A 21,090-nucleotide genomic window follows, 5' to 3' on the forward strand; every position below is an offset into this window, starting at 1 on the left:
GTCGTCCGAGGCGGTTATTTCACGTCCTCAAACCAGGCTTCCACCGGTCCCGTCAGCTTGATGGTCAGCGGCTGGCCATGGCGGTCGCGGCTCTTCCCCGCCGCCACGCGAATCCAGCCTTCGGAAATGCAATATTCCTCCACATCGGTCCGCACCCGGTCCTTGAACCGAATGCCGATGCCGCGCTTGAGCACCTCCATATCGAAATGCGGGCTACGTGGATTCGTGGAGAGATGATCGGGCGGACTGGCGAGCGCAGCCGCGCCGGTGGGTTGATCGGCGGGGGCGGTCTGTTCGGGCGATGGTTCGGTCATGTCCTGCGCCTAGCCGCCCAGCGCGCATTTTTCAACGGTCAAGGTTGCGGCGTCTGTGCCGTCCGCAGGAACCATGCCGCCGACCTGCCATGGCGCAGCGTAAGCGGGTTGTCCGCGCGGTCGCGCTCGCCATCGACCAGCAGGTCGATATGGCGCTCCGGCCCCGAAAGACGCAGCTCCTCGCCGTGCGCCACCGGCTCGGTCGGTCCGCCAAGAAAATCCCGTTTCAACCACGCTATGCCATGCCGCGCCACATCGCCCAGATTTTCGGCCATGATCGCTTCGGCGCGCAATTCGGTGGTCGTCGCATGGATGAACAGGGCCGAATGGGCCTCTTCGCTACCCTCGACGTGCATTGCACCGGGTTGAAGCGTCGCATCCAGTGCATCGCCCGCCGCGCGTAGCATGCCGCCCAAATCGCCCTGCCGCAATTCCTCACGCACATCGCCCCACCGGGCGGTCGATCCGGCCACAACGCCCGTCAGGGCAAAGAAACCCGGCCCCTCCACCTGTGGCAGTTGTTCGGCATGCGGGTTGCTCAGTGCGGCCGCGATGATTTCCTCGACGCCTGCCTCGCCATGCAGCCGTGCCGACAGCAGGTTCATTGTCCCACCTGGCAAGACCAGGATCGGCGATGCGCCATCCGTGCCATAACGGTCTGCGAGCGCAACAGCCGTCCCGTCTCCTCCGAAACTCGCAATGAAATCGGGTGCTTCTTGGGTCAGATCCGACAGGTCTGGCAAATCATCCTCGGCCAGATCGATCGTGCGCAGCGTTTCGACGTCATGCTCCTCGAAACAACGGTGGAGGTCGGCAATCGCGCCCGCGTTCGTGCTGGCGCTGCCGCTGTTCGTGATGATCCAGATTCGCGCCATGGCCCCCCAACGTCCGGAGCACGAAAAAGTGCCGTGCGCCCCGGCGTGTTCCCCGCTAGAGGCAGCACCATGAGCGTAGAACCTTCTTTCCAAGTCCTCGTGCTGGCGGGCAGCCGCCCGGGAACCGATCCACTTGCCGCCGCTGCGGGGGTCGCAACCAAGGCGCTGGTGCCGATCGCCGGGCGGCCGATGCTCGATCATGTCGTGCGCGTACTGGTCGATCATCCGCGCGTCGGGCCGGTCATCATTCTTGCACAGCAGGCAGAAACGCTCGCCGACCATCCCCAAACCACTTGGATGTTGAACCACCCCGACATCCGCTTTGCCGACAGTGGGGCAGGCATCAGCCAGTCGCTCCTCGATCTCATCGATGGCGGGCAGCGGCTCCCCCTGCTCGTCACCACCGCCGACAATGTGCTGATCGACGCGGCGATCATCGACGCATTCCTCGACTGCGCGCCGGGCAGCGACCTTGCCGTCGCCATGGTGGAGCGCGCGACGCTGCTCGCCGCATACCCTCAGTCGCGGCGCACATGGCTCAAGTTCCGGGGTGGCTGGTGGTCCGGCGCAAACCTGTTCTGGCTTGGCAACGACCGCGCCCGCGCCGCCCTGTCCCTGTGGCGCGGGATCGAGCAGGATCGCAAGAAAGGCTGGAAAATCGTCTCCGCCTTCGGTCCGCTCCTCCTCGTCGGCGCTGCGCTGCGGCTGCTGACAATCCAGCGGGCGATCGCAATCGCCGGGCGGCGTATCGGTCTCGTTGCGCGGGTTGTCGCCATGCCGGTGCCCGAAGCCTGTATCGATGCCGACAAGCGCGACGACATCATCCTGATTGAGCAGATCCTGGCGCGACGCGGCGCATGAGTGGACTGCCCAACCCAACCCACCGCTGGGCGGCGGTTGCGAGCTGCGCCGCCGGAGTCGCACTGTTTTCCTGCATGGACGTGCTGATGAAGCACCTTTCGATTGAAATTGGTGCGTATAGCGCCCTCATCTGGCGCAGCATGGTCGCCAGCACCGTGAGCGGCGGGATTATGCTGGGATCGCGAGGAACCTGGCCCACGCCAGCCGTATTGCGCCTCCATATCCTGCGTGGAGTCATCATCGCGGGAATGGCGTGGCTCTTCTTTTGGGCCCTCGCGCGTCTTCCTCTGGCCGAAGCCATCGCGCTGTCATTTATCGCTCCCATCATCGCCCTCTTCCTCGCGGCCCTGATGCTGGGGGAACGCATCCGCCCCAGCGCTATTCTCGCCGCGTTGCTCGGCCTTGTCGGCACGGCGATCATCCTCAGCGGCCGCCTGTCGGGCGCATACGACAGCAACGCGCTGTGGGGTGCGGCGGCCGTGCTGGTATCGGCCGTTTTATTCGCGTGGAATCTCATCCTTCAGCGGCGGCAGGCACAGGTCGCCAGGCCCGTCGAAATCAGCTTTTTCCAGAGCATCATCGTGCTTTGCACGCTTCTGCCGGCAGCGCCGTTCCTGCTCCAGCCCGCGGCGCCGGTCGACTGGATCGCTATCGCCACCGCCGCGATCCTCGCTATCAGCTCTCAAATGTGCCTCAGCTGGGCCTATGCCCGCGCGCAGGCGCAAACACTCATCCCGCTCGAATACAGCGCGTTCTTCTGGGGAGCCCTGTTTGGCTGGCTCGTGTTCGCCGAACCGCTCACATTGCCGACGCTGCTCGGGACCGCGCTCATCATCTTCGGCTGTCTGCTGATCGCGCGGGATAGCCCCGCCGCCGGGCCACGGCTCGAAAACGAGGTCGCCTGACACTTGACGCGGACTCGTCGCTCGGGGCATTGTACGAAAACGGAACATCGCACGCAGGAAGCGCCTGCAAGGGGACATTTATCATGGCCAGTCGGGCACCGGGCAAGCGCACGGCCAGCGGCGTACAGGATTGGCGTACCACGCTCAAGCGCAGCCTGATCCGCAGCATAACGCTGATCGGATCGGCCGCACTGGCCGCTTTCACCGTGTTTCTCGCGCTCGCCCTGCTGAGCTATCATGGCAGCGATCCGTCGATGAACACCGTTGCGAGTGACAGCGCGCGCAACATCATGGGGCTGGCCGGATCGTACAGCGCCGATTTCCTGCTCTGGCTGCTCGGCATCGGTGGGGGATTGCTGTTGCCGCTGCTGCTCATCTTCTCCCGCGAATTGTGGATCGGCATGGACATGCAGGGCTGGTCGGGCCAGCTGGGCCGCTGCGTGGTTGGTATCCTGCTCGTGGGTCTGGCGCTCGCGATGTTCGATCCGGCGGCGCCCGTGGGCCTGCCCGCCGGGCGCGGCGGCATCGTCGCGTTGTTGGGCGGAAGCGGCATCCTTGGCCTCACCGGCCTCATTCCCGACGGTTATGGCATCTGGGTGGAGCGCCTGCTGCTCGTCTGCTCGTTCCTCGGCGGGCTGGTGATCTGGTATCGGGCGCTGGAGCTCGACAAGCCGCTGTTCCGCTTTGGCCGACCGCGCCTGCCTTCCTTTTCGCTGCGCGGCCTTATGCCGGTGCGCGCCGAAGACAGCATCTACGATCCCGACGAAGAGACGAACAGCACGCGTAAGGCCCCACCCCGCCCCGCTGTTGCCGACACGCCCAAGCCGCCGATCCGCATCGAGGAACCGGACCTCTCCATCGCCCAGCGCACCAGCGGGCCGACGGGGCGGCAGCAGGACATGTTCGGCAACACCTCGCTCCCGCCCGCTGATTTGCTGGGTGAAGCCCCGCCTTCGGTCAGCGGAAAGATCGATCGCGCCGCGCTCGAACGCAATGCCCGCCTGCTCGAAAGCGTGCTCGACGACTTCCACGTCAAGGGTCACATCACCGAAGTGCGCCCCGGCCCGGTCGTCACCATGTACGAACTGGAACCCGCGCCCGGCATCAAGGCGAGCCGCGTGATCCAGCTCGCGGACGACATCGCGCGCAACATGTCCGCCCTCTCCGCCCGCGTTGCGACCATTCCCGGCCGCACGGTGATCGGCATCGAGCTGCCCAACGCCAAGCGCGACTCCGTTGTCCTGCGCGAACTTATCACCAGCGACGCGTTCGCAGACCAGAACGCCCAGCTCCCCATCGTGCTCGGCAAGAACATCAGCGGCGAGCCGATCATCGCCGATCTCGCCCCGATGCCGCATCTGCTGATCGCGGGCACGACTGGGTCCGGTAAATCCGTCGGCCTCAATTGCATGATCCTGTCGCTGCTCTACCGGATGACGCCGGATCAGTTGCGCCTCATCATGATCGACCCGAAAATGCTGGAACTGTCGACCTACGACGACATTCCGCATCTCCTCTCGCCGGTCGTCACCGAACCGGCGAAGGCAATCCGCGCGTTGAAATGGGCGGTCGAGCAGATGGAGGATCGCTACCGCATGATGGCGTCGATCTCGGTGCGCAACCTCGCCAACTACAACGAAAAAGTCCGCGCCGCCAAGGCAAAGGGCAAGCCGCTGGGCCGCCGCGTCCAGACCGGCTATGATCCAGAGACCGGCCAGCCGGTCTATGAGGAAGAACAGCTCGATTTCCAGCCGCTGCCGCAGATCGTTGTAGTGGTGGACGAACTTGCCGACCTGATGATGACGGCGGGCAAGGAAGTCGAATTCCTGATCCAGCGCCTTGCGCAGAAGGCGCGCGCGGCGGGCATCCACCTCATCCTCGCCACGCAGCGCCCCTCCGTTGACGTCATTACCGGCGTCATCAAGGCGAACCTGCCAACCCGTATCAGCTTCTTCGTGACCAGCAAGATCGACAGCCGCACCATCCTGGGGGAACAGGGCGCGGAACAGCTGCTCGGCAAGGGCGATATGCTCTACATGGCGGGCGGCAAGGCGCTGACCCGCGTGCATGGCCCCTTCGTCAGCGACGATGAAGTCCGTGCCGTCGCCGACCACTGGCGCGCGCAGGGCCAGCCCGACTATATCGCCGCTGTGACCGAGGAACCAGAGGACGGCGGCTTCGCGCTCGACGGCGTCGATCTGGGCGACGACAGCCCCGACGCACAGCTTTTCCGCAAGGCCTGCCAACTGGTGTTCGAAAACCAGAAGGCTTCGACCAGCTGGCTCCAGCGCCAGCTCCGCATCGGCTATAACAGTGCCGCCCGCCTGATCGAGCGCATGGAAAACGAGGGCATGGTCGGCGCACCCAACCATGTCGGCCGCCGCGAAGTGCTGCGCGATGAGAACGGCAATCCGCTTTAGGGGCCATGGTTAACGGCATGTCCACCATATCCGGGTAACGCTATAGGCTGGCACATCGGCAAGGTAGTGGGAAATACATGATGAAGCATTTCGGCGGCATCCTGGCGATCATGGCAGCAACGACGACGCTCGCATTCGGCGCGGCCCCCGCTTGGGCCGACGTCAAGGCAGGCGTCGACGCATGGACGCAGGGCGACTATGCCCGCGCCATCGATGAATGGCGCCCCCTCGCCGAAAGCGGAGACGCGGACGCCCAGTTCAACATGGGCCAGGCCTACAAGCTCGGTCGTGGCGTTCCCACCGACCTCACCACCGCGCTCGGCTATTACCGGAAGGCGGCCGCCCAGGGGCACCAGCGCGCCGAAGACAATATCGGCCTTATCCTCTTTCAGCAGGGCAACCGCTCGGAAGCGATGCCCACGCTTCAGAAATCCGCCGATCGCGGCGAACCGCGTGCGCAATATCTGGTCGGCACGGCTCTCTTCAACGGAGATCTGCTGCCCAAAAACTGGGTTCGCGCCTATGCGATGATGACCCGCGCTTCGTCCGCCGGGCTGACCCAGGCCCGCAACAGCCTCGCGCAAATGGACCAGTATATTCCCGAAGCGCAGCGTAAGGAGGGCCTCGCCCTCGCCGCGCAGTGGGACAAGCAGCCGTCATCCACGGTGATGGCTTCGGCCGCCCCGGCCTCCACTTCACCGAAGGCACCGGTCGCCCGCCCTGCGCCTGCGCCGATCCGTACCACTGATCTGCCGCCATCCACCCCGCCCGCCGCCAGCGATTCGGGACGGGGCACCACTTATGCGCCGCCGCCGGTCAGCGGTATCAAGCCCTCGGCGCCTGCGCCTGCGCCCGCACCGAAACCGGCTCCTGCAATGCCCGCCGCCACACCATCGGCACCCACTTCCGGCACATGGCGTATCCAGCTTGGCGCGTTCAGCGAGGAAGCCCGTGCCAACGCCCTGTGGACCAGCCTCTCCACCAAAGTGAGGGGGCTGTCCGCCTATCAGCCCTATCTGGTGAAGGGCGACGGCATCACGCGCCTGCAGGCCGGACCGCTCCCCGGCCAGACAGAAGCCATCAAGCTGTGCACGGCGATCAAGGCGACCGGCAACCCCTGCATCCCCAAGGGGCTGTAAGCAGCCAAAACTGGTTTACATGAAAACCCGGAGTTCCGTCCCCGACCACTCATGCGGTCGCGGGAAACTTGCGGTCTGGCGCATCCCTCTTTTTGGCTGCACGGCAGAGTGCTCACACGTTCGGCAGCATCACAAACCAAGGTCGCTCCGCATCCATGAAATGGTCCCGTTTTTTTTCCTCCTCTGCCCATGACATGGCCATTGATCTGGGAACGGTGAATACCGTTATTTATGTCCGCGATCGCGGTATCGTCCTCAATGAACCATCGGTCATCGCGATCGAAACGGTCAACGGCGTGCGTCGCGTCAAGGTCGTCGGCAATGAGGCCAAGCTGATGATGGGCAAGACGCCCGCCAACATTCAGGCGATGCGGCCGCTGCGCGACGGGGTGATCGCCGACATTGATGTCGCTGAACAGATGATCAAGCATTTCGTCGAAAAAGCGCTGGGCGGCGTCCGCTTCCTGGCCCGGCGGCACGAGGTGGTCATCTGCGTGCCGTCCGGCTCCACGATGGTCGAGCGCCGTGCTTTACGTGATGCCGCCTCGAACGCAGGGGCCTTTCGCGTCCAGCTGATCGAAGAGCCGATGGCCGCCGCTATCGGCGCGGGCCTCCCCGTCACCGAACCGCGCGGCGCCATGGTGGTCGACATCGGCGGCGGCACGACGGAAGTCGCTGTGCTGTCCCTGCGCGGCATCGCGTACAGCAATTCGGTGCGCGTCGGCGGTGACAAGCTCGACGAAGCCATCTCCTCGCACGTGCGCCGCACGCACAACCTGATGATCGGCGAAGCCACGTCCGAGCGGGTCAAGCACCTGATTGGGTCGGCCGTCATGCCTTCGGGCGATGGCCGCGTGATCACCGTCAAGGGTCGCCATCTCGCCAATGGTCGCCCCGCCGAACTTACCATCAGCGAGGCCGAAATCGCCGAAGCGCTGGTCGAACCGGTCGGACAGATCAAGGGCGCTGTCATGTCCGCGCTGGAGCAAACCCCGCCGGAGCTGTCGTCCGACATCATCGATGAAGGCATTACGCTGACCGGTGGCGGCGCATTGCTGAGCGGTATGGACGAGGCCTTGTCCGAGGCCACAGGCCTTCCCGTGCAGGTTGCTGACGACGCGCTGATTTGTGTGGCAATGGGTGCGGGCCGGGCGCTGGAAGACCCCGCTTATGAAGGCGTCCTTACCGGCGCGTGAGCCGCACCAGCGCCTCATCCAGTGCAGACAGGAAACGCGAGCGATCCGCCTTGCCGAACGGCGGTGGTCCACCGATCGCATCGCCCCCTGCGCGCAGGTCCGCCATGATCGCGCGGGTGGCGATGGCGGCGCCGATCGAATTCATCGTGAACGGCTTGCCATTGGGCGCGATCACCACCGCGCCCTGCTTCAGGCAACGGTCAGCAAGCAGGATATCGGCAGTCACCACAACGACCTGCGCATCCGCCCGCTCGGCGATCCAGTCGTCCGCCGCATCGAACGCCGCGCTTACCACTTCGCGCGCAATGAGCGGATGGGGTGGCACGCGGATCGGGCTGTTGCTGACAATCGTGACCGGCACGTCCCGGCGGAACGCGACCTTGTAGATTTCATCCTTGACCGGACAGGCATCGGCATCGACGAGGATCATGGGCATATCGGCTCCCTACGACGGATCAGCGCAAAGGGCGAGACCTGCACGTATCGGGGGTTGCACTCTGGCGCATCGACCCGTAGCGCGCCATGCAATGATGATCCTCCGCCCCGTCCTCCTTCCCCTTATTCTCCTTGCGACGACCCCGGCCGATGCCGCGCCCAAGCAGCAAGCCGGACTGGTGCGGGTGCGCCTCGTTACGTCCGCGGGACCGATCGTCCTCGCCCTCGACACCCGGCGCGCCCCGATCACCAGCGCCAATTTTCTGGCCTATGTCGATGATGGCCGGTTCGAGGGTACAGAGTTCTACCGCGCAGCCCGGCGCAAAACGGAGCCAAAGTTCGGCTTCATCCAGGGGGGCATTGCGACCGACCTGCGCCGCAGCCTCGCACCCATCCGACTGGAACCCACCGATCGCACCGGCATCCGCCACCTGTCCGGTACGCTGTCGATGGCGCACAGCACCCACCCCGACAGCGGCATGGGCAATTTCGTCATCACCGTCGGCGCAGCGCCCGGCATGGATGCGCGGGGCGACTATCGCGGCTATGCGGCGTTCGGCCATGTCGTGTCCGGCATGCCGGTGGTGCAGAAAATTCTCTCTTTGCCCACCGGCGGAGGCAAAGAGGCCATGCGCGGACAGATGATCCTGCGCCCGGTCAAGATTCTGCGTGCCGAGCGCATCGACGGAGTCGCGAAACCCACCGGACTGGTGAAACCGTGGCTGATCGCCCTGCCGAAGAAAAAGCCGGAGCTGCGCCGTTAACGCAGCTTTGCGATAGTCAGCCCGTCGGCTTTCGCCCGATCTTTCGTCGATTCCTCGCTGCGGGTCAGCGCCTTGGCGATCGCCTTGAGCGCCATTCCCTTTTTTGCCAGCGTGTGGAGCTTCTGGATTTCCTCGCTGGTCCAGGGTTGCCGGTGTCGTTCGAATCGTTCTGCCATCACGCTTCTCTACACGAGCGGACCCGCCCCGTCATGCAGGGACGCCCAGCCAGTGCGCAATCTTGGGCATGCGCGGCAACACGACTTTCTCCAGCACAACGAGTACGGCCAGCGAGGCAGCAAGCAACGGCATGAGCGCGGCGAGAACCAGCAGGATCGCCGTCACCCCGCCGATCCGCGCGGGGACGTTCGACGCGGGCGGTGCACCCAGCCCGCCCTCCGGCTTGCGCCTGCGCCACAAGACAAAGCCGGAGATCATCAGCGTTATGAGCGCCATAGCGGTCAGCACGCCAATGAGCTGATTGATCCAGCCGAACAGCTGCCCCTCATGCCACGCGATGCCGTAGCCCACCGCCCGGTCGATCACATGCCGGTCGCCAAATTCCTCCCGCGCAAGCAGTCGGCCATCAGTCATATCGTAACTCAGCGTTGTGCGGAGCGAGCGGTTCTGCGCATCGGACTTCACCGTCCATGCCATGGCTGCTCCCGGCGCCTGGATCACCACCGGAAAGGCAAGATGTTCGCGCTCTGCCTTGGCGACGATCTGCCCGAGGGATGTCAACGGCACTCCCTTGGCCTCCATGGCGAGCATGGCGTTGTGGTCATGCTCGGCATGGCCGCCGATGGTCCAGTCCTGCTTGCCATGCAGCAAGCCCGTTTCGGCGCGCGCCCATTTGAACGCATCGCCCCAAACGCCCGCCCAAGGAAGCCCCGTGGTGAGCAGGACGAGCGCCAGTCCGGCGACCCAGAAGCCGGTGACCGCGTGGAGATCCCGCCAAAATTGCCGACGCCCCTTGTGGAGACGCGGCCATAATACTCCGGCAAGACCGCCTCCACGCGGCCACCACAGATAGAGGCCGCTTAACACCAGCACGATCGCCCAGCAGGCGGCCAGCTCCACGAGCCAGCTTCCTGTCCTGCCCCACAGCAGGCTACCGTGTATGGTCTTGTCGACCTCCATCAATCGGGTTTCAGGGTCGAGGCTGCCCAGCACCTTCCCCTGCGGCGAGACGAACACGTCCCGCATTCGTTCGCCATCCTCCAGAGCGAGGTGGATCATCGCGGCATCGCCGCTCCGCTCGGGCAGGCGGTAACTGTGGAAGCGCGCGCCCGGGAAGGCATGCAGCGCGGCGGAGAGCTGCACATTGGGGGATACCGCCCCCTCGACCGGCAGCCCCTGAAAGGCGCGCTCTTCCCATCGTTCCACCTGCGGCTTGAACAGATAGAATGCGCCGGTCAGCGACAGGATGAGGATAAAGGGCATGACGAACAGCCCGGCATAGAAATGCCAACGCCAGATCGTTCGGTACAATGCGGTGCGCGCCGCCGACTGTTGCTCGCTCATAATGTCCATCCCGCCTCGATCAGGAACGTGCGCTGCGGATAGGGGTGAAACACCCAGGCGCGATCGTTCGTGATGTTGTCGACCCCCGCAGAGACGCGGAAATGCTCGTTCCACTTCCAGTTCGCCCGCGCATCCAGCGCGAACAGCTCCGACGTATATCCGAAGGTATCCCCGCGCTGCTTCCCGAACAGGTCGGTATTGGGTCGGCTCGCATAACGAAGCCCCAGTGATGCATCGAGCGCGGGCGTGATGGCGTAGCGCAGGTTGGCGTTGATCCGCCAACGGGGGATACGTGGAAATTGCACGCCTTCCGCTGCCGGAGCCGCGCGGTTTCGGATCGTCTTGGAATCGATCAGCGCCGCATTTGCATCGATGTTCAGGCCATCGACCGGCCAGTCCCGCACCTCCGCGATCAGCTCCGCGCCGATCTGCCGCGTCCGGTCGATGTTCTTGAAGCTGCTGGTCGTCACGCCATTCTGGTTGAAGCCGGTGAAGGAAAACACCGTATCCTTGACCCGCTGGTAAAAGAGAGAGCCGGTAAGTTTGAGCGTTCCGAAATCATGCACCAGCAGCACATTGGCGTCATGGCTGCGCTCCGGCTTCAAACCGGGGTCGAAACTCTGCGCGTTGAACGTCCCGTCGCCGTTGAGGCTTCCCTGAAACAGTTCGCCGACCGTGGGGAAGCGGGTCGCGGTCGCGAGGCTCACCTGCGCCACGGTGCCATCGCCAAAGCGGTATTCTGCCGAAAAGGCGGGGCTGACGGCATCGTCCTTGCGCGCCGGATAGCGTCTGTCCGTGACCGTTCCGATCAAGCCGCCCCCGAAGGCACGCCAATTGTCGTAGCGCACGCCCAGTGTCAGCGTCAGTGCGTCCAGCGGCAGGCGCGCCTCGGTCCATGCCGAAAGCTGTCGTGTTCGGCCGAATGTGCGAGTGGAAAACACTCCGCCCGCATCGTCCCGCCAGTGCGGCACATTGGAGCGGACAAGGTCCGTCCAGTATCGGTTGGCGGTAAGCCCACCCGACAGCTCGAACGCGCGCCACTTGCCCTCCAGCATCGCGTCCGCGGTCAACCATCCGGTCGGTCCCTGCCGCGCTAGCGTGCCTGCGCCGCCCGTCTGCCCTGTGGTGTAAGAGCTGGACGTATATCCGTCCGATTTCGCGATCTGGTATGTCGACAGATTCAGCCGTGCCGTGAGCCCATCGCTGACCGGCGCGGCCAGTTTCAGCCCGGCAAGATATTCATCCCGGATCGTGCGGGAGTACACTGCCCCCGATGCGCGATCGGCCTTGCCACCCAGGCTCACGACCCCGTCGCATACTATCCCTCCCGCCGCATTTCGCAGATAGCAGTCGGGCGCGGTCTGGCTGTCCAGATTATGCCAATAGGCGAACAGGAACTGACCCTTGATCGCGCCATCATCATAGCCCACCTTGATCTTTGCCTGATCCTGCGTGATCGCGGCGGGCGACTGCGCGGCGAAAATCGGGCTTTCGGCGGTGCCCGGTGAATTCGGGATCTGCGTGCCGGCCGCCGCAGCACGCAGTTGCTGTGGGTCGACCAGCGCGCCCGTCACAACCGACTCGGAGGCGCTGGGTGCACGGCGGAGGTCAACCAGACCGAGAAACGTCATCGGCTGACCGTCATTGCGGAAATGCCGCGCCGTGACCCGCACCGAAAACGGCCCATCCTTCTGTCGCCAGCCGAAACCGGCCTCGCCGGAATAGCCCGCATAATCATCCCGCGTGGCAAACTGGCGATAGGGCTGCACGAAACCCTGCACTGTGACGAATGCCTCAGTCTCTTCCGGATCGCGGGTCGAGATATTGACGATCCCGCCCATCGAATTGCCCGCATAGCGCGAGGAATAGGGGCCATAGACGATGTCGAACTGCCGTACCTCACCCGGCCCGACCACACCCCATTTGGGTGCAAAGCTGAATGAATTGCCCAGAAAGTTCGACACCACGAACCCGTCGACCATGACGAGCGTTCGCGCGCTCTGGGTCGAGTGCGTGCCGCGAAATCCCGGAACCCCGTTGCTGTCGCCGCTGTAACGTTTGCGCACGAAGAAATCCGGCGCGTATTTCATCAGGTCTTCGGTATTGAACGCATTGACCGCCTTGAACTGCTCGTCACCCAGGCTGACGGAAAGACCGCGCGGTTCGATCTCGATCGGGGCGTCCTTTTGTCCGACGACGATGATCGAGGGAGAGGCATCAGGGTCGGCTTCATCGGCATAAGCAAGGGCAGGAAGAAGGGCGCAGGTGAGCGCCAGCAACGACGCGCCGCAGCGCGTGAAAGAGCAAGCCATGAAAATATCCTTCTGAAACACGAAAGGGCCACCGTTCGAATGCGGCGACCGGGAGGGGTGTCAGAAGGACGCGGGGGGTCCCCGCAAAGGTGGCCGCACATGGTGCAGCCGTTCCAGCGGCAGGGCGACGACGGGGGCAAAGCCGCGCGCAACAATAAAGAGCAGGGCATCTGCCAGCAGCGGCGCATCGACCCCGCCTAGCGCACCCATCGACAGCGCACCGAACGCGCAGGGGCTGTCGCCACCGCGTTGCTTGTCCTGTTGATGCTGGGACATGGGCGCCATTGGAATAGCGATCCGCGTCGTCATCGCCTTGCTCAGTCCGTCGGAACAGAGCTGGACGACCAGCGTACGCTCGCCGCTCCCCACCATATAGCCGGTGGGCACGATCGCTTTCACGCACAAGGCAAGCGCCATGATCATCATGGCGAGCCATCGCTGCTGGCGAGTCCAGATGCGCAAACCGGTCACGGAACGCGCCTGTAAACCCCTAAGGCATGGCTGTCACCCTTCGCGCAGAAAGAATTTTTACCGGCGCAGCGATCATCTGCCCCTTCATCGCCCCTTCCCCCGCAGTCGGCGATATCGGCGCGGCGAGGATACGCTTCACAACGTCCATCCCTTCGGCCACATGCCCAAATGCCGCAAAGCCCGCATTGTCACCGGGCGCGGCGGGGTCCGCATCAAGGCTCTTCATCTCGCCCAATACAATGAAAAAGTCCGCCGTCGCCGATCCGGGAGCGTTACGCGCCATGGAAATCGTGCCATCGACATGAGAAACCCCGGTCTTGCTCGTCGGTTCATGCGCGACCGGGGGGAACAGCTTGCGCGGATCGTTGCGCAGTCCCCCCTGGATCAGCCCATAGCCCGGCGCGAGGTTGAGCGCGCGGTAGAAGGTCGTGCCATCGAGCCGCTTCTGATCGACATAGCGCAGGAAATTGGCAGTTGTGACGGGTGCGCGCTCCTTTTCCAGTTCCAGCAGGATCGGCCCCTCGCTCGTCTGGAGACTCACCTTCACCGTTGCCGGACGGGGAGCCGGCGCGCGCTGCGGCGCGACCGCTTCCGGAACCGGCGACGGCACAGGCTGCGTCTGCGCCACCACTGGCCCACCCGCGATCATAGCCAACAGGGGCAGAAAAACGGCGGGTCGGACCATAATGCACCTCAATCTACGACAATTCCCCTTTCTACCCTGCCAAAGCGTGCGGGCGCGGGCAACCGTCCGGCGCATGAAAACGTTGAACGGCGCAAGCCGCCCGATAGGGTGCATTGTGTCGAATCATCCAGGATCACTGCATGTCTGCCGCCAACGCTCCGCTGATTTCCGTAAAACATCCGCTGCCGTGGCAGCATTATAACCTCTCGACCATGGGTGAGGAGGTGCGTCTCTGGCTTGACGCGAACCTCATCGAGATGATCATCGCGATCGCGGCAGGAACGCTGATCTATCTCGCTCTGCGTGTGGCGCGTCGCCAGCTTCGTCGGCTCAAGAACCGACCCGGCGACGAGCACAGTTTCGCTACGGTGATCGGGCGCACCTTTACTAGAACCACACATCTTTTCATGATTCTCGTCTCAGCCCGGCTGGTGGCGGGCTATGCCGATCCTCCCGCCCTGCTGCTGACGACGATCCGCTTCCTCTTCACTGTGGTCGCGGTCTTTCAGGTCGCGATCTGGGTGCGCGAGTTCATCCTCGCGCTCATCGAGCGCCGCACCGGCGAGAACGGCCATGCCGAAACGCTCAGTAATGCGATGGGAATTATCCGGATTCTCGTCACGGTCGCCCTGTTCGCCATCGCAACGGTGGTCGTGCTCGACAATCTGGGCGTAAACGTCACCGGTCTGGTTGCGGGTCTGGGTATCGGCGGCATCGCGATCGGTCTGGCCGCGCAGGGCATTTTTTCGGATCTGTTCGCGGCGCTCTCGATCATTTTCGACAAACCGTTCCGGCGGGGCGAAACAATCCAGTATGATCAAACGATCGCCACTGTGGAGCGGATTGGGCTCAAAAGCACGCGCCTGCGCGCACTCACCGGCGAAAAGAAGATCATCTCCAACACCAATCTGCTCCAGAAGGAAATCAGCAGCTTTCAGGAACTCGACCACCGCCGCATCGCGCTGCCGTTCGGGGTCATCTATCAGACCCCGTCTGAGGTGCTCGAGACACTTCCCGCGCTCTTGGAAGAGATCGTCAATGCGCATGGCGGCCGTTTCGTCCGCTCGGGCATCACCGCCTATGGAGCGAGCAGCATCGACTTCGAGTGCCTGTTCGACGTTTACGAACCCGATTTTGCGCATGTTGCGAAGACCCGGCACAGGATCGCCGTGGAAATCCTGAAACGGTTTGCGGACGAAAAGATCGAGTTTGCTTATCCCACGCAGACCAGCTTCACCGCCGCGCCCGACGGTCGGATGATCTATCCTTATCCCGATCTGGACGGCGCCTATGTGACGTCGATAAAAAGTGATTAGCCCCAGAGCGATCCGGGCCAGAGCAACCCGTCGCGCATGACGAGGGCACCGGGTCGATCCTCGGCGAGGAGCAGCGCTCCGTCCAGATCCACCCATTCCGCGCCCTGCGCCGCCAGAAACGCGGGAGCGATACCCAGCGATGTGCCCAGCATGCACCCGACCATTATCCGGTGGCCGCGCGCCTGCCCTTCCGCCCGTAGCGCCAGGGCCTCGGTCAGGCCGCCCGCCTTGTCGAGCTTGATATTGATCGCAGGGAAGTCGGCAAGCTGCGGCAGGTCTGCCCGGTCCTGGCAGCTTTCATCCGCGCAAAACGGCACCGGCGGCGACAGCCCCGCGAGCCGCGCTTCATGGCCATGCCGAACCGGCTGTTCGATCATCTCGACACCCAGGTCGGCAAGCGAGCGCGCCTGCGCAACCAGATCAAGCTCATCCCAGCTCTCATTGGCATCAACGATCAGCCGCGCGTCAGGCGCCCCTTCGCGAACGGCCGCAATACGGGCCACATCGCCCTCGCCCATCAGCTTGCATTTGAGCAGGCGAAAGCCCCGCGAACAAGCCGCCCGCGCATCCTCCTCCATCCGCGCGGGATCGGCTACGCTGATGGTGAAAGCGGTCGGCAAGGGAACGGGCCGGTCCAGCCCGGCGAGAGCCCATACCGGCTGGCCCGCCCGCTTCGACTCCCAATCCCAGAGCGCACAATCGAGCGCGTTGCGCGCTGCACCGCGCGGCATCTCGGCCTGCAACCGCAGCCGGTCGAGCGGCCCTGCGCTCGCCGCGTAATCGCGGATCGCCTGCGCACAGCCCTCCGCCGTCTCACCATGATAATAGATCGCGGTGCCTTCACCCCGCCCCTCACAACCGTCACCGGCTACGGTGCAGACGATGACGTCGACATGGGTCTTCGCGCCGCGTGCGATGGTGAACGCCCCCGCCACCGGCCAGCGTTCGACCAGCGCGGAGACGAGATGAGGTCCGCTCACCGGTAAATCAGGCCGAGAGATCAGCCGCCATGGCTCTGGATCCACTCTTCGACGATCGGCGCGATAAGATTGCGCCATTTGCTGCCGTTGAAGATGCCATAATGCCCCACGGCAGGCGCCATGAAATAGCGCTTGTGCTCTTCAGGGAGACCGGTCGCGATCTTCAGCGCGGCCTTGGTCTGCCCCAGACCGGAAATATCGTCGCGCTCACCCTCGATCGCCAACAGACCGATGTCGGTAATCGCCGCCGGGTCCACGCGCACGCCGCGATGCATCAGCTCGCCCTTGGGCAGGCTGTGCTTCTGGAACACTTCCTGCACGGTCTGGAGATAGAATTCGGCGGTCATATCGCAGACCGAACGATATTCGTCGTAAAACTCCTTGGTCGCGTCCGCGCTTTGCTCGTCACCATCGACGAGGTGCTTGAACATTTCCCAGTGGCTCATCATGTGATTGCCCAGGTTCATGGTCATAAACCCCGCCAGCTGCATGAAGCCGGGATACACCCGCCGACCCGCACCCGGATAGGGAAAGGGCACCGTCGCCACCACATTCTGCTCGAACCAGGTAATCGGCCGTTCGGTGGCCAATGTGTTGACCACCGTGGGAGCTTCGCGCGTGTCGATCGGCCCGCCCATCATCGTCAGCGTGCGGGGGCGATTCGGGTTCTTCGTCTGTGACATGATGCACGCGGCCGCATAGCTCGGCACCGAAGGCTGACACACCGCCAGCATGTGCGCGCCCGGACCGATATGTCCCAGCCAGTCGATCAGATAATCGACATAATCGTCGAGATCGAAATGCCCGTCGTTCATCGGCACGCTACGTGCATCGCGCCAGTCGGTAATCCATACGTCATGGCCGGGCAGCATCCGCTCGACCGTGCCCCGCAGCAGCGTCGCGTAATGCCCAGACATGGGAGCGACGATCAGGAGCCGGGGCTGCCCTGCCGGGGCGCCCTCACGAACGAAATGCTTTAGCTGGCCAAACGGCTTGCGCTGCTCGACGACCTCTGTAACGGCAACCTCTTGCCCATCGATCACCGTCGTCGGCAGATCGAACGCAGGTTTGCCACGGGGCGCTGCTGCATGTGCGAACACCTCCAGAGCCGAAGCGAGAATGGGACCGCCGCCGAAATAAGACATCGGATTGGCCGGATGATTGAGCATTTCCGCGCCCGCTGTGGCCCATGCGCTGGCGCCGGCGAGTAAATTGCGCTGTAATTCGTAAGCATTGTAAAGCATCAGCTACGCCACCTGTTGCGACTGTTATCCAATCTCGTTCTTTCTATATGCTACAAAAGCCTGTTTGTATCCTTACTGCAACGCAAAAAAATATATCTGTACCAGAATGTTCCGTTTCCCGCAGGTCTCCCGATGAGCGTCGCTTTTCGGCTGGGGGATTGAGACATGGTGACCGGACTGCTAAGCGCCCGGGAATGGATGACACCGCGCCCGCCGCTCCGCTTTCGCCAGCCCCCTTGTCGCCGGGCGGACGGGCCGCCACCGGGAAGGACGCAGCGCAGGCAAAGCCATCGCTTGGCAGCCTCAAGATGGTCATGCAGGCGGCATCGCATTATCCTGGCCGATTGAGCGCGGCGGCCTTGTCCCTCCTGATCGCCTCGGCCGCGACGCTCGCCATTCCTAGCGGGTTCAAGCTCGTCATTGACCGCGGATTTGGCGGAGCGGGCGTCCCCACCGATATTGGCCGCTGGTTCCAATATCTGATGATGATCGTCGTGGTGCTGGCGCTTGCCACAGCATGTCGCTTCTACTTCGTTTCCTGGCTGGGCGAACGTGTGGTCGCCGATATCCGCATGGGCGTGCAGCGGAACCTGCTGCGCATGCCGCCCCGCTTTTTCGAGGAAAACCGTCCGTCGGAAATCGCCTCGCGCATGACATCCGATACGGCAGTGATCGAGCAGGTGGTCGGCACGACCGTGTCGGTGGCTCTGCGCAACGTCGTGACCGGCATCGGCGGCATCGGCTATCTGTTCACGCTCGCGCCCAAGCTGACGGCCATGCTGCTGCTCGGCATTCCGCTGATCGTCCTGCCCATCATCCTCATCGGCCGTCGCCTGCGTGCGCTCTCACGGCGCAGCCAGGACCGGCTCGCCGATATAGGCAGCATGACGGCCGAGGTGCTGGGCGCGATGCGCATCGTGCAAGCCTTCGGGCAGGAAGAGCGCGAGGCCGGGCGGTTCCGCGATGCCGTGACGAGCGGCTTTGCCACCGCGCTTCGCCGCATCACGATGCGCGCGTTTATGACGGCCATCGTCATCTTTCTCATCTTCGGTTCGATCACCCTAATTATGTGGCAGGGCGCGATCGATGTTGCGGCGGGTCGCCTGTCAGGCGGGAGCATTGCCGCGTTCGTGCTGACCGGCGGACTGGTCGCGGGAGCGTTCGGCGCGCTGACGGAAACCTGGGGTGACCTGCTGCGCGGCGCAGGCGCGGCAAGCCGGCTCGCGGAACTGATGCAGGTGGAGGCGGAGATCGCACCTCCCCCTCGTCCGGTCGCCATCCCGGCGGGCAGTGGCGGCGCGCGGCTGCAGTTCGATCATGTCGGTTTCCATTACCCGTCCCGCCCGGATACCGCAGCGCTCAGGGATTTCACCCTCGACGTTCAACCCGGCGAGCGCGTCGCCGTCGTCGGCCCGTCAGGCGCAGGCAAAAGCACGCTGATCCAGCTTGCCCTGCGCTTCTACGATCCGGATCAGGGCCGCATCCTGCTGAATGGTGTCGCGCTGACTGATGCCGATCCGGCCGACGCCCGGCAGCGCATTGCGCTGGTCCCGCAGGAAACGATCATCTTTGCCGCGTCGGCGCGCGACAATCTGCGCTATGGCCGGTGGGACGCCACCGATGACCAAATTTGGGCGGCGGCACGGGCGGCGAACGCGGAAACCTTCCTGCGTGCCCTTCCGGAAGGGCTGGACACGTTCCTGGGTGAAAATGGCGCACGGCTGTCCGGCGGCCAGCGCCAGCGGGTAGCTATTGCCCGCGCCCTGCTCCGCGACACACCGCTCCTGCTGCTGGACGAAGCCACATCCGCTCTCGACGGCGAATCCGAGCGGCTGGTGCAGGATGCTCTCGACCGGCTGATGCAGGGACGCACGACCATCGTTATCGCCCACCGTCTGTCGACCATCCAGTCCGCCGACCGCATTATCGTGATGAACGAGGGGCGTATCGTCGAACAGGGCAAACACGCCGAACTCATGGCCCAGCACGGTCTTTATGCACGCCTCGCGGGCATGCAGTTTTCGGCGGATGGCAGTCCGGCCCATTGAGCCGTTCCCGCACGCGAACAATTCCCTGCCCCTTCCTGGGTTAGGGCGCGAACAACCCGACAACGGGCAATCGATGGCGCTTACCGGCCCATCCGCACGATGTGATCAAAGATGGCGGTGTGAAGGGGGGTGTCGAATGTGCATCCCGCTTCATGGGCGCGGACCCATGTCACCGTCGCGCGGCGGCCCTCGAAACCTGAAAACATGACCCAAATGGTCATGCCCGGGGACAGGTTCATAAAGCTCTGGAGACGGAAGCCACTTTCGGTCAGGTCAGTTACCCGGCTGGTGAACCAGGTCTCGCCAGGACGACGCAGCTTTACGCCGATGAGTACGGTATGCCGATTGAAACGGCGGGCGTCCTCGCGTTCAGCTACCGGTTTATCGACATATGACATTCTACGCGACGCCTGACCTCTCGGAAAAGCAATCGATATAATAGTAGAGTAAGGAATTGGTTAAGGAGCTCTGTGAACCGGTGGTCGATGTCAGGGTCCTGCCCCCGCACGGCACCCAACGTCGCGCTGCCATCCGTGCGTCTAGGCCCGCCCTCACTTGTCGCACATACTTCCGTCGCCAGGCGGCCCATAGATAATTGATGCAAAAAAGGGGCCGAAAACCGGCCCCCTTCTAAATAGCGTTGTGACGTCGCTTTTACTGGAAAGAGCGATATTGCTCGTTGCCAACGAACCCCAGCTTGGTCACGCCAGACTGCTTGATAACAGCCAGGACCTCGTCAACCGTGACATAACGCGTCTGCTTGTCCGGTGCGAACTGCAGTTCCGGTTCGACCGGAAGGCGCAGCGAGGCGTCCAGATACTGGCGCAGCGTCAGCTTGTCGATCGGCGAGCCGTTCCAGGTGATCTGGCTGGCTGCGTCGATGGCGAGCTTGTTGCGCACCGGATCCACCACATCGGGCGGCGTCGGGGCATTCTGGGGAAGGTCGATCTTGACCGCGTGGGTCTGGATCGGAATGGTGATGATGAACATGATGAGAAGAACGAGCATGACGTCGATCAACGGCGTCGTGTTCATCTCCATCATCGGCTCACCGTCGTCTCTGCCGCCACTCATGGCCATAACATAAACTCCTGTAGTGCCTGACTTAAAGGCGCTGGACCTTAATGGAACCGGGATCGGGCTGCGAAATGAAGCCCACCTTAGGGAAGCCGGCCAACTGCATGTTGTAAATGGCCCCCGCCACGCAGCGCCACGGCGTGTTGACGTCACCACGAATATGCACTTCGGGCAGATCCTCAGGCTTCAGGTTGGCAACGCCGCCCGCCTTTTCGATATCCGACTTGAGCTTCGCGACCGCACGGTCAAGCAGCTCGTTGGAATCGACCCGGGTCAGGTTCCAGTAAACCTGGCACACACCGCTGGCATCATTCGTAACCGAGAGGGAGACATTTTCCGGCTTCGTCGTCGTCACTTCGAACGCCACTTTCGGCAGCTTCAGATCGATTGTCTGAACCACGACCGGAATCGCGATCAGGAAGATGATGAGAAGCACCAGCATGACGTCGACGAGCGGCGTCGTGTTGATTTCGGACATGGGCTTTTCGTCGCCACCGCCGGATCCAACGCTCATTGCCATCGATCAG

General features: G+C 63.6%; 21 protein-coding genes. 8 read left to right on the forward strand and 13 right to left on the reverse strand.

Features of this window, described 5'->3' with window-relative positions:
- Window positions 1-14: 14 nt before the first annotated feature.
- Together FHS92_RS18555 and FHS92_RS10755 are read right to left on the reverse strand one after the other, a co-directional pair.
- On the reverse strand, window positions 15-314 hold the full coding sequence (locus tag FHS92_RS18555) for a DUF3297 family protein (protein ID WP_184080467.1): 300 nt from the start codon (window positions 312-314) through the stop codon (window positions 15-17).
- Window positions 315-352: 38 nt separating this feature from the next.
- Window positions 353-1,189 (reverse strand): diacylglycerol kinase family protein, encoded by an 837-nt coding sequence (locus FHS92_RS10755; RefSeq protein WP_184080469.1) that lies wholly within the window; start codon window positions 1,187-1,189, stop codon window positions 353-355.
- 69 nt (window positions 1,190-1,258) lie between these two features.
- On the opposite strand from FHS92_RS10755, the gene FHS92_RS10760 reads away from it, so the two are divergent.
- The 5 genes from FHS92_RS10760 to FHS92_RS10780 all read left to right on the forward strand — a co-directional run bounded on the left by FHS92_RS10760 (window position 1,259) and on the right by FHS92_RS10780 (window position 7,710).
- On the forward strand, window positions 1,259-2,050 hold the full coding sequence (locus FHS92_RS10760) for an NTP transferase domain-containing protein (RefSeq protein ID WP_184080471.1): 792 nt from the start codon (window positions 1,259-1,261) through the stop codon (window positions 2,048-2,050).
- A complete protein-coding gene (locus FHS92_RS10765; RefSeq protein ID WP_184080473.1) occupies window positions 2,047-2,955 on the forward strand; it encodes a DMT family transporter in 909 nt (302 codons plus the stop codon). The genes FHS92_RS10760 and FHS92_RS10765 overlap by 4 nt, the downstream gene beginning before the upstream one ends.
- A gap of 83 nt (window positions 2,956-3,038) precedes the next feature.
- Window positions 3,039-5,375, forward strand: coding sequence for an FtsK/SpoIIIE family DNA translocase (locus FHS92_RS10770; protein WP_184080475.1), 2,337 nt, complete (start codon window positions 3,039-3,041; stop codon window positions 5,373-5,375).
- Window positions 5,376-5,455: 80 nt separating this feature from the next.
- On the forward strand, window positions 5,456-6,514 hold the full coding sequence (locus tag FHS92_RS10775; protein WP_184080928.1) for an SPOR domain-containing protein: 1,059 nt from the start codon (window positions 5,456-5,458) through the stop codon (window positions 6,512-6,514).
- A gap of 155 nt (window positions 6,515-6,669) precedes the next feature.
- A complete protein-coding gene (locus FHS92_RS10780; RefSeq protein WP_184080477.1) occupies window positions 6,670-7,710 on the forward strand; it encodes a rod shape-determining protein in 1,041 nt (346 codons plus the stop codon).
- Here FHS92_RS10780 and FHS92_RS10785 read toward each other — a convergent pair.
- Window positions 7,697-8,146, reverse strand: coding sequence for a YaiI/YqxD family protein (locus tag FHS92_RS10785; RefSeq protein WP_184080479.1), 450 nt, complete (start codon window positions 8,144-8,146; stop codon window positions 7,697-7,699). The genes FHS92_RS10780 and FHS92_RS10785 overlap by 14 nt on opposite strands.
- 94 nt (window positions 8,147-8,240) lie before the next feature.
- On the opposite strand from FHS92_RS10785, the gene FHS92_RS10790 reads away from it, so the two are divergent.
- Window positions 8,241-8,909, forward strand: coding sequence for a peptidylprolyl isomerase (locus FHS92_RS10790; RefSeq protein WP_184080929.1), 669 nt, complete (start codon window positions 8,241-8,243; stop codon window positions 8,907-8,909).
- On the opposite strand, the gene FHS92_RS10795 is transcribed toward FHS92_RS10790, so the two are convergent.
- From FHS92_RS10795 to FHS92_RS10815, 5 genes are read right to left on the reverse strand one after another with little or no spacing between them, the layout of a single operon-like run.
- A complete protein-coding gene (locus tag FHS92_RS10795; RefSeq protein ID WP_184080480.1) occupies window positions 8,906-9,085 on the reverse strand; it encodes a hypothetical protein in 180 nt (59 codons plus the stop codon). The two genes, FHS92_RS10790 and FHS92_RS10795, sit on opposite strands and share 4 nt — an antisense overlap.
- Window positions 9,086-9,116: 31 nt before the next feature.
- Window positions 9,117-10,430, reverse strand: coding sequence for a PepSY-associated TM helix domain-containing protein (locus tag FHS92_RS10800; protein ID WP_184080481.1), 1,314 nt, complete (start codon window positions 10,428-10,430; stop codon window positions 9,117-9,119).
- Window positions 10,427-12,742 (reverse strand): TonB-dependent receptor, encoded by a 2,316-nt coding sequence (locus FHS92_RS10805; RefSeq protein ID WP_184080482.1) that lies wholly within the window; start codon window positions 12,740-12,742, stop codon window positions 10,427-10,429. The genes FHS92_RS10800 and FHS92_RS10805 overlap by 4 nt, the downstream gene beginning before the upstream one ends.
- Window positions 12,743-12,802: 60 nt before the next feature.
- On the reverse strand, window positions 12,803-13,213 hold the full coding sequence (locus tag FHS92_RS10810) for a hypothetical protein (protein WP_184080483.1): 411 nt from the start codon (window positions 13,211-13,213) through the stop codon (window positions 12,803-12,805).
- Window positions 13,214-13,232: 19 nt separating this feature from the next.
- Window positions 13,233-13,898, reverse strand: coding sequence for a peptidylprolyl isomerase (locus tag FHS92_RS10815; RefSeq protein ID WP_184080484.1), 666 nt, complete (start codon window positions 13,896-13,898; stop codon window positions 13,233-13,235).
- A 140-nt stretch (window positions 13,899-14,038) separates the two neighbouring features.
- On the opposite strand from FHS92_RS10815, the gene FHS92_RS10820 reads away from it, so the two are divergent.
- Window positions 14,039-15,214, forward strand: a complete 1,176-nt coding sequence (locus FHS92_RS10820) for a mechanosensitive ion channel family protein (RefSeq protein ID WP_425506245.1) — start codon at window positions 14,039-14,041, stop codon at window positions 15,212-15,214.
- Here FHS92_RS10820 and FHS92_RS10825 read toward each other — a convergent pair.
- Together FHS92_RS10825 and FHS92_RS10830 are read right to left on the reverse strand one after the other, a co-directional pair.
- Window positions 15,211-16,194 (reverse strand): dipeptide epimerase, encoded by a 984-nt coding sequence (locus tag FHS92_RS10825; protein ID WP_343056718.1) that lies wholly within the window; start codon window positions 16,192-16,194, stop codon window positions 15,211-15,213. The two genes, FHS92_RS10820 and FHS92_RS10825, sit on opposite strands and share 4 nt — an antisense overlap.
- Window positions 16,195-16,214: 20 nt before the next feature.
- Entirely contained in the window at window positions 16,215-17,438 is a 1,224-nt protein-coding gene (locus FHS92_RS10830; RefSeq protein ID WP_184080487.1) for a polyhydroxyalkanoate depolymerase, read from the reverse strand.
- 308 nt (window positions 17,439-17,746) lie between these two features.
- Between FHS92_RS10830 and FHS92_RS10835 the strand changes: the two genes are divergently transcribed.
- Window positions 17,747-19,486, forward strand: coding sequence for an ABC transporter transmembrane domain-containing protein (locus tag FHS92_RS10835; RefSeq protein WP_246351961.1), 1,740 nt, complete (start codon window positions 17,747-17,749; stop codon window positions 19,484-19,486).
- An 80-nt stretch (window positions 19,487-19,566) separates the two neighbouring features.
- Here FHS92_RS10835 and FHS92_RS10840 read toward each other — a convergent pair whose 3' ends face one another.
- The 3 genes from FHS92_RS10840 to FHS92_RS10850 form a co-directional block, all read right to left on the reverse strand.
- Complete coding sequence (locus FHS92_RS10840; RefSeq protein ID WP_184080492.1) at window positions 19,567-19,884, reverse strand: PilZ domain-containing protein; 318 nt, start codon at window positions 19,882-19,884, stop codon at window positions 19,567-19,569.
- A gap of 256 nt (window positions 19,885-20,140) precedes the next feature.
- Window positions 20,141-20,566, reverse strand: coding sequence for an ExbD/TolR family protein (locus FHS92_RS10845; RefSeq protein WP_184080494.1), 426 nt, complete (start codon window positions 20,564-20,566; stop codon window positions 20,141-20,143).
- 25 nt (window positions 20,567-20,591) lie between these two features.
- The gene (locus FHS92_RS10850; RefSeq protein ID WP_184080496.1) at window positions 20,592-21,083 is read right to left on the reverse strand and encodes an ExbD/TolR family protein; all 492 of its coding nucleotides are present in this window, start codon (window positions 21,081-21,083) and stop codon (window positions 20,592-20,594) included.
- Window positions 21,084-21,090: the final 7 nt, after the last annotated feature.

It is taken from the genome of Sphingobium subterraneum (genome assembly GCF_014199435.1).
In the GTDB taxonomy this organism is placed as follows: domain Bacteria; phylum Pseudomonadota; class Alphaproteobacteria; order Sphingomonadales; family Sphingomonadaceae; genus Sphingobium; species Sphingobium subterraneum.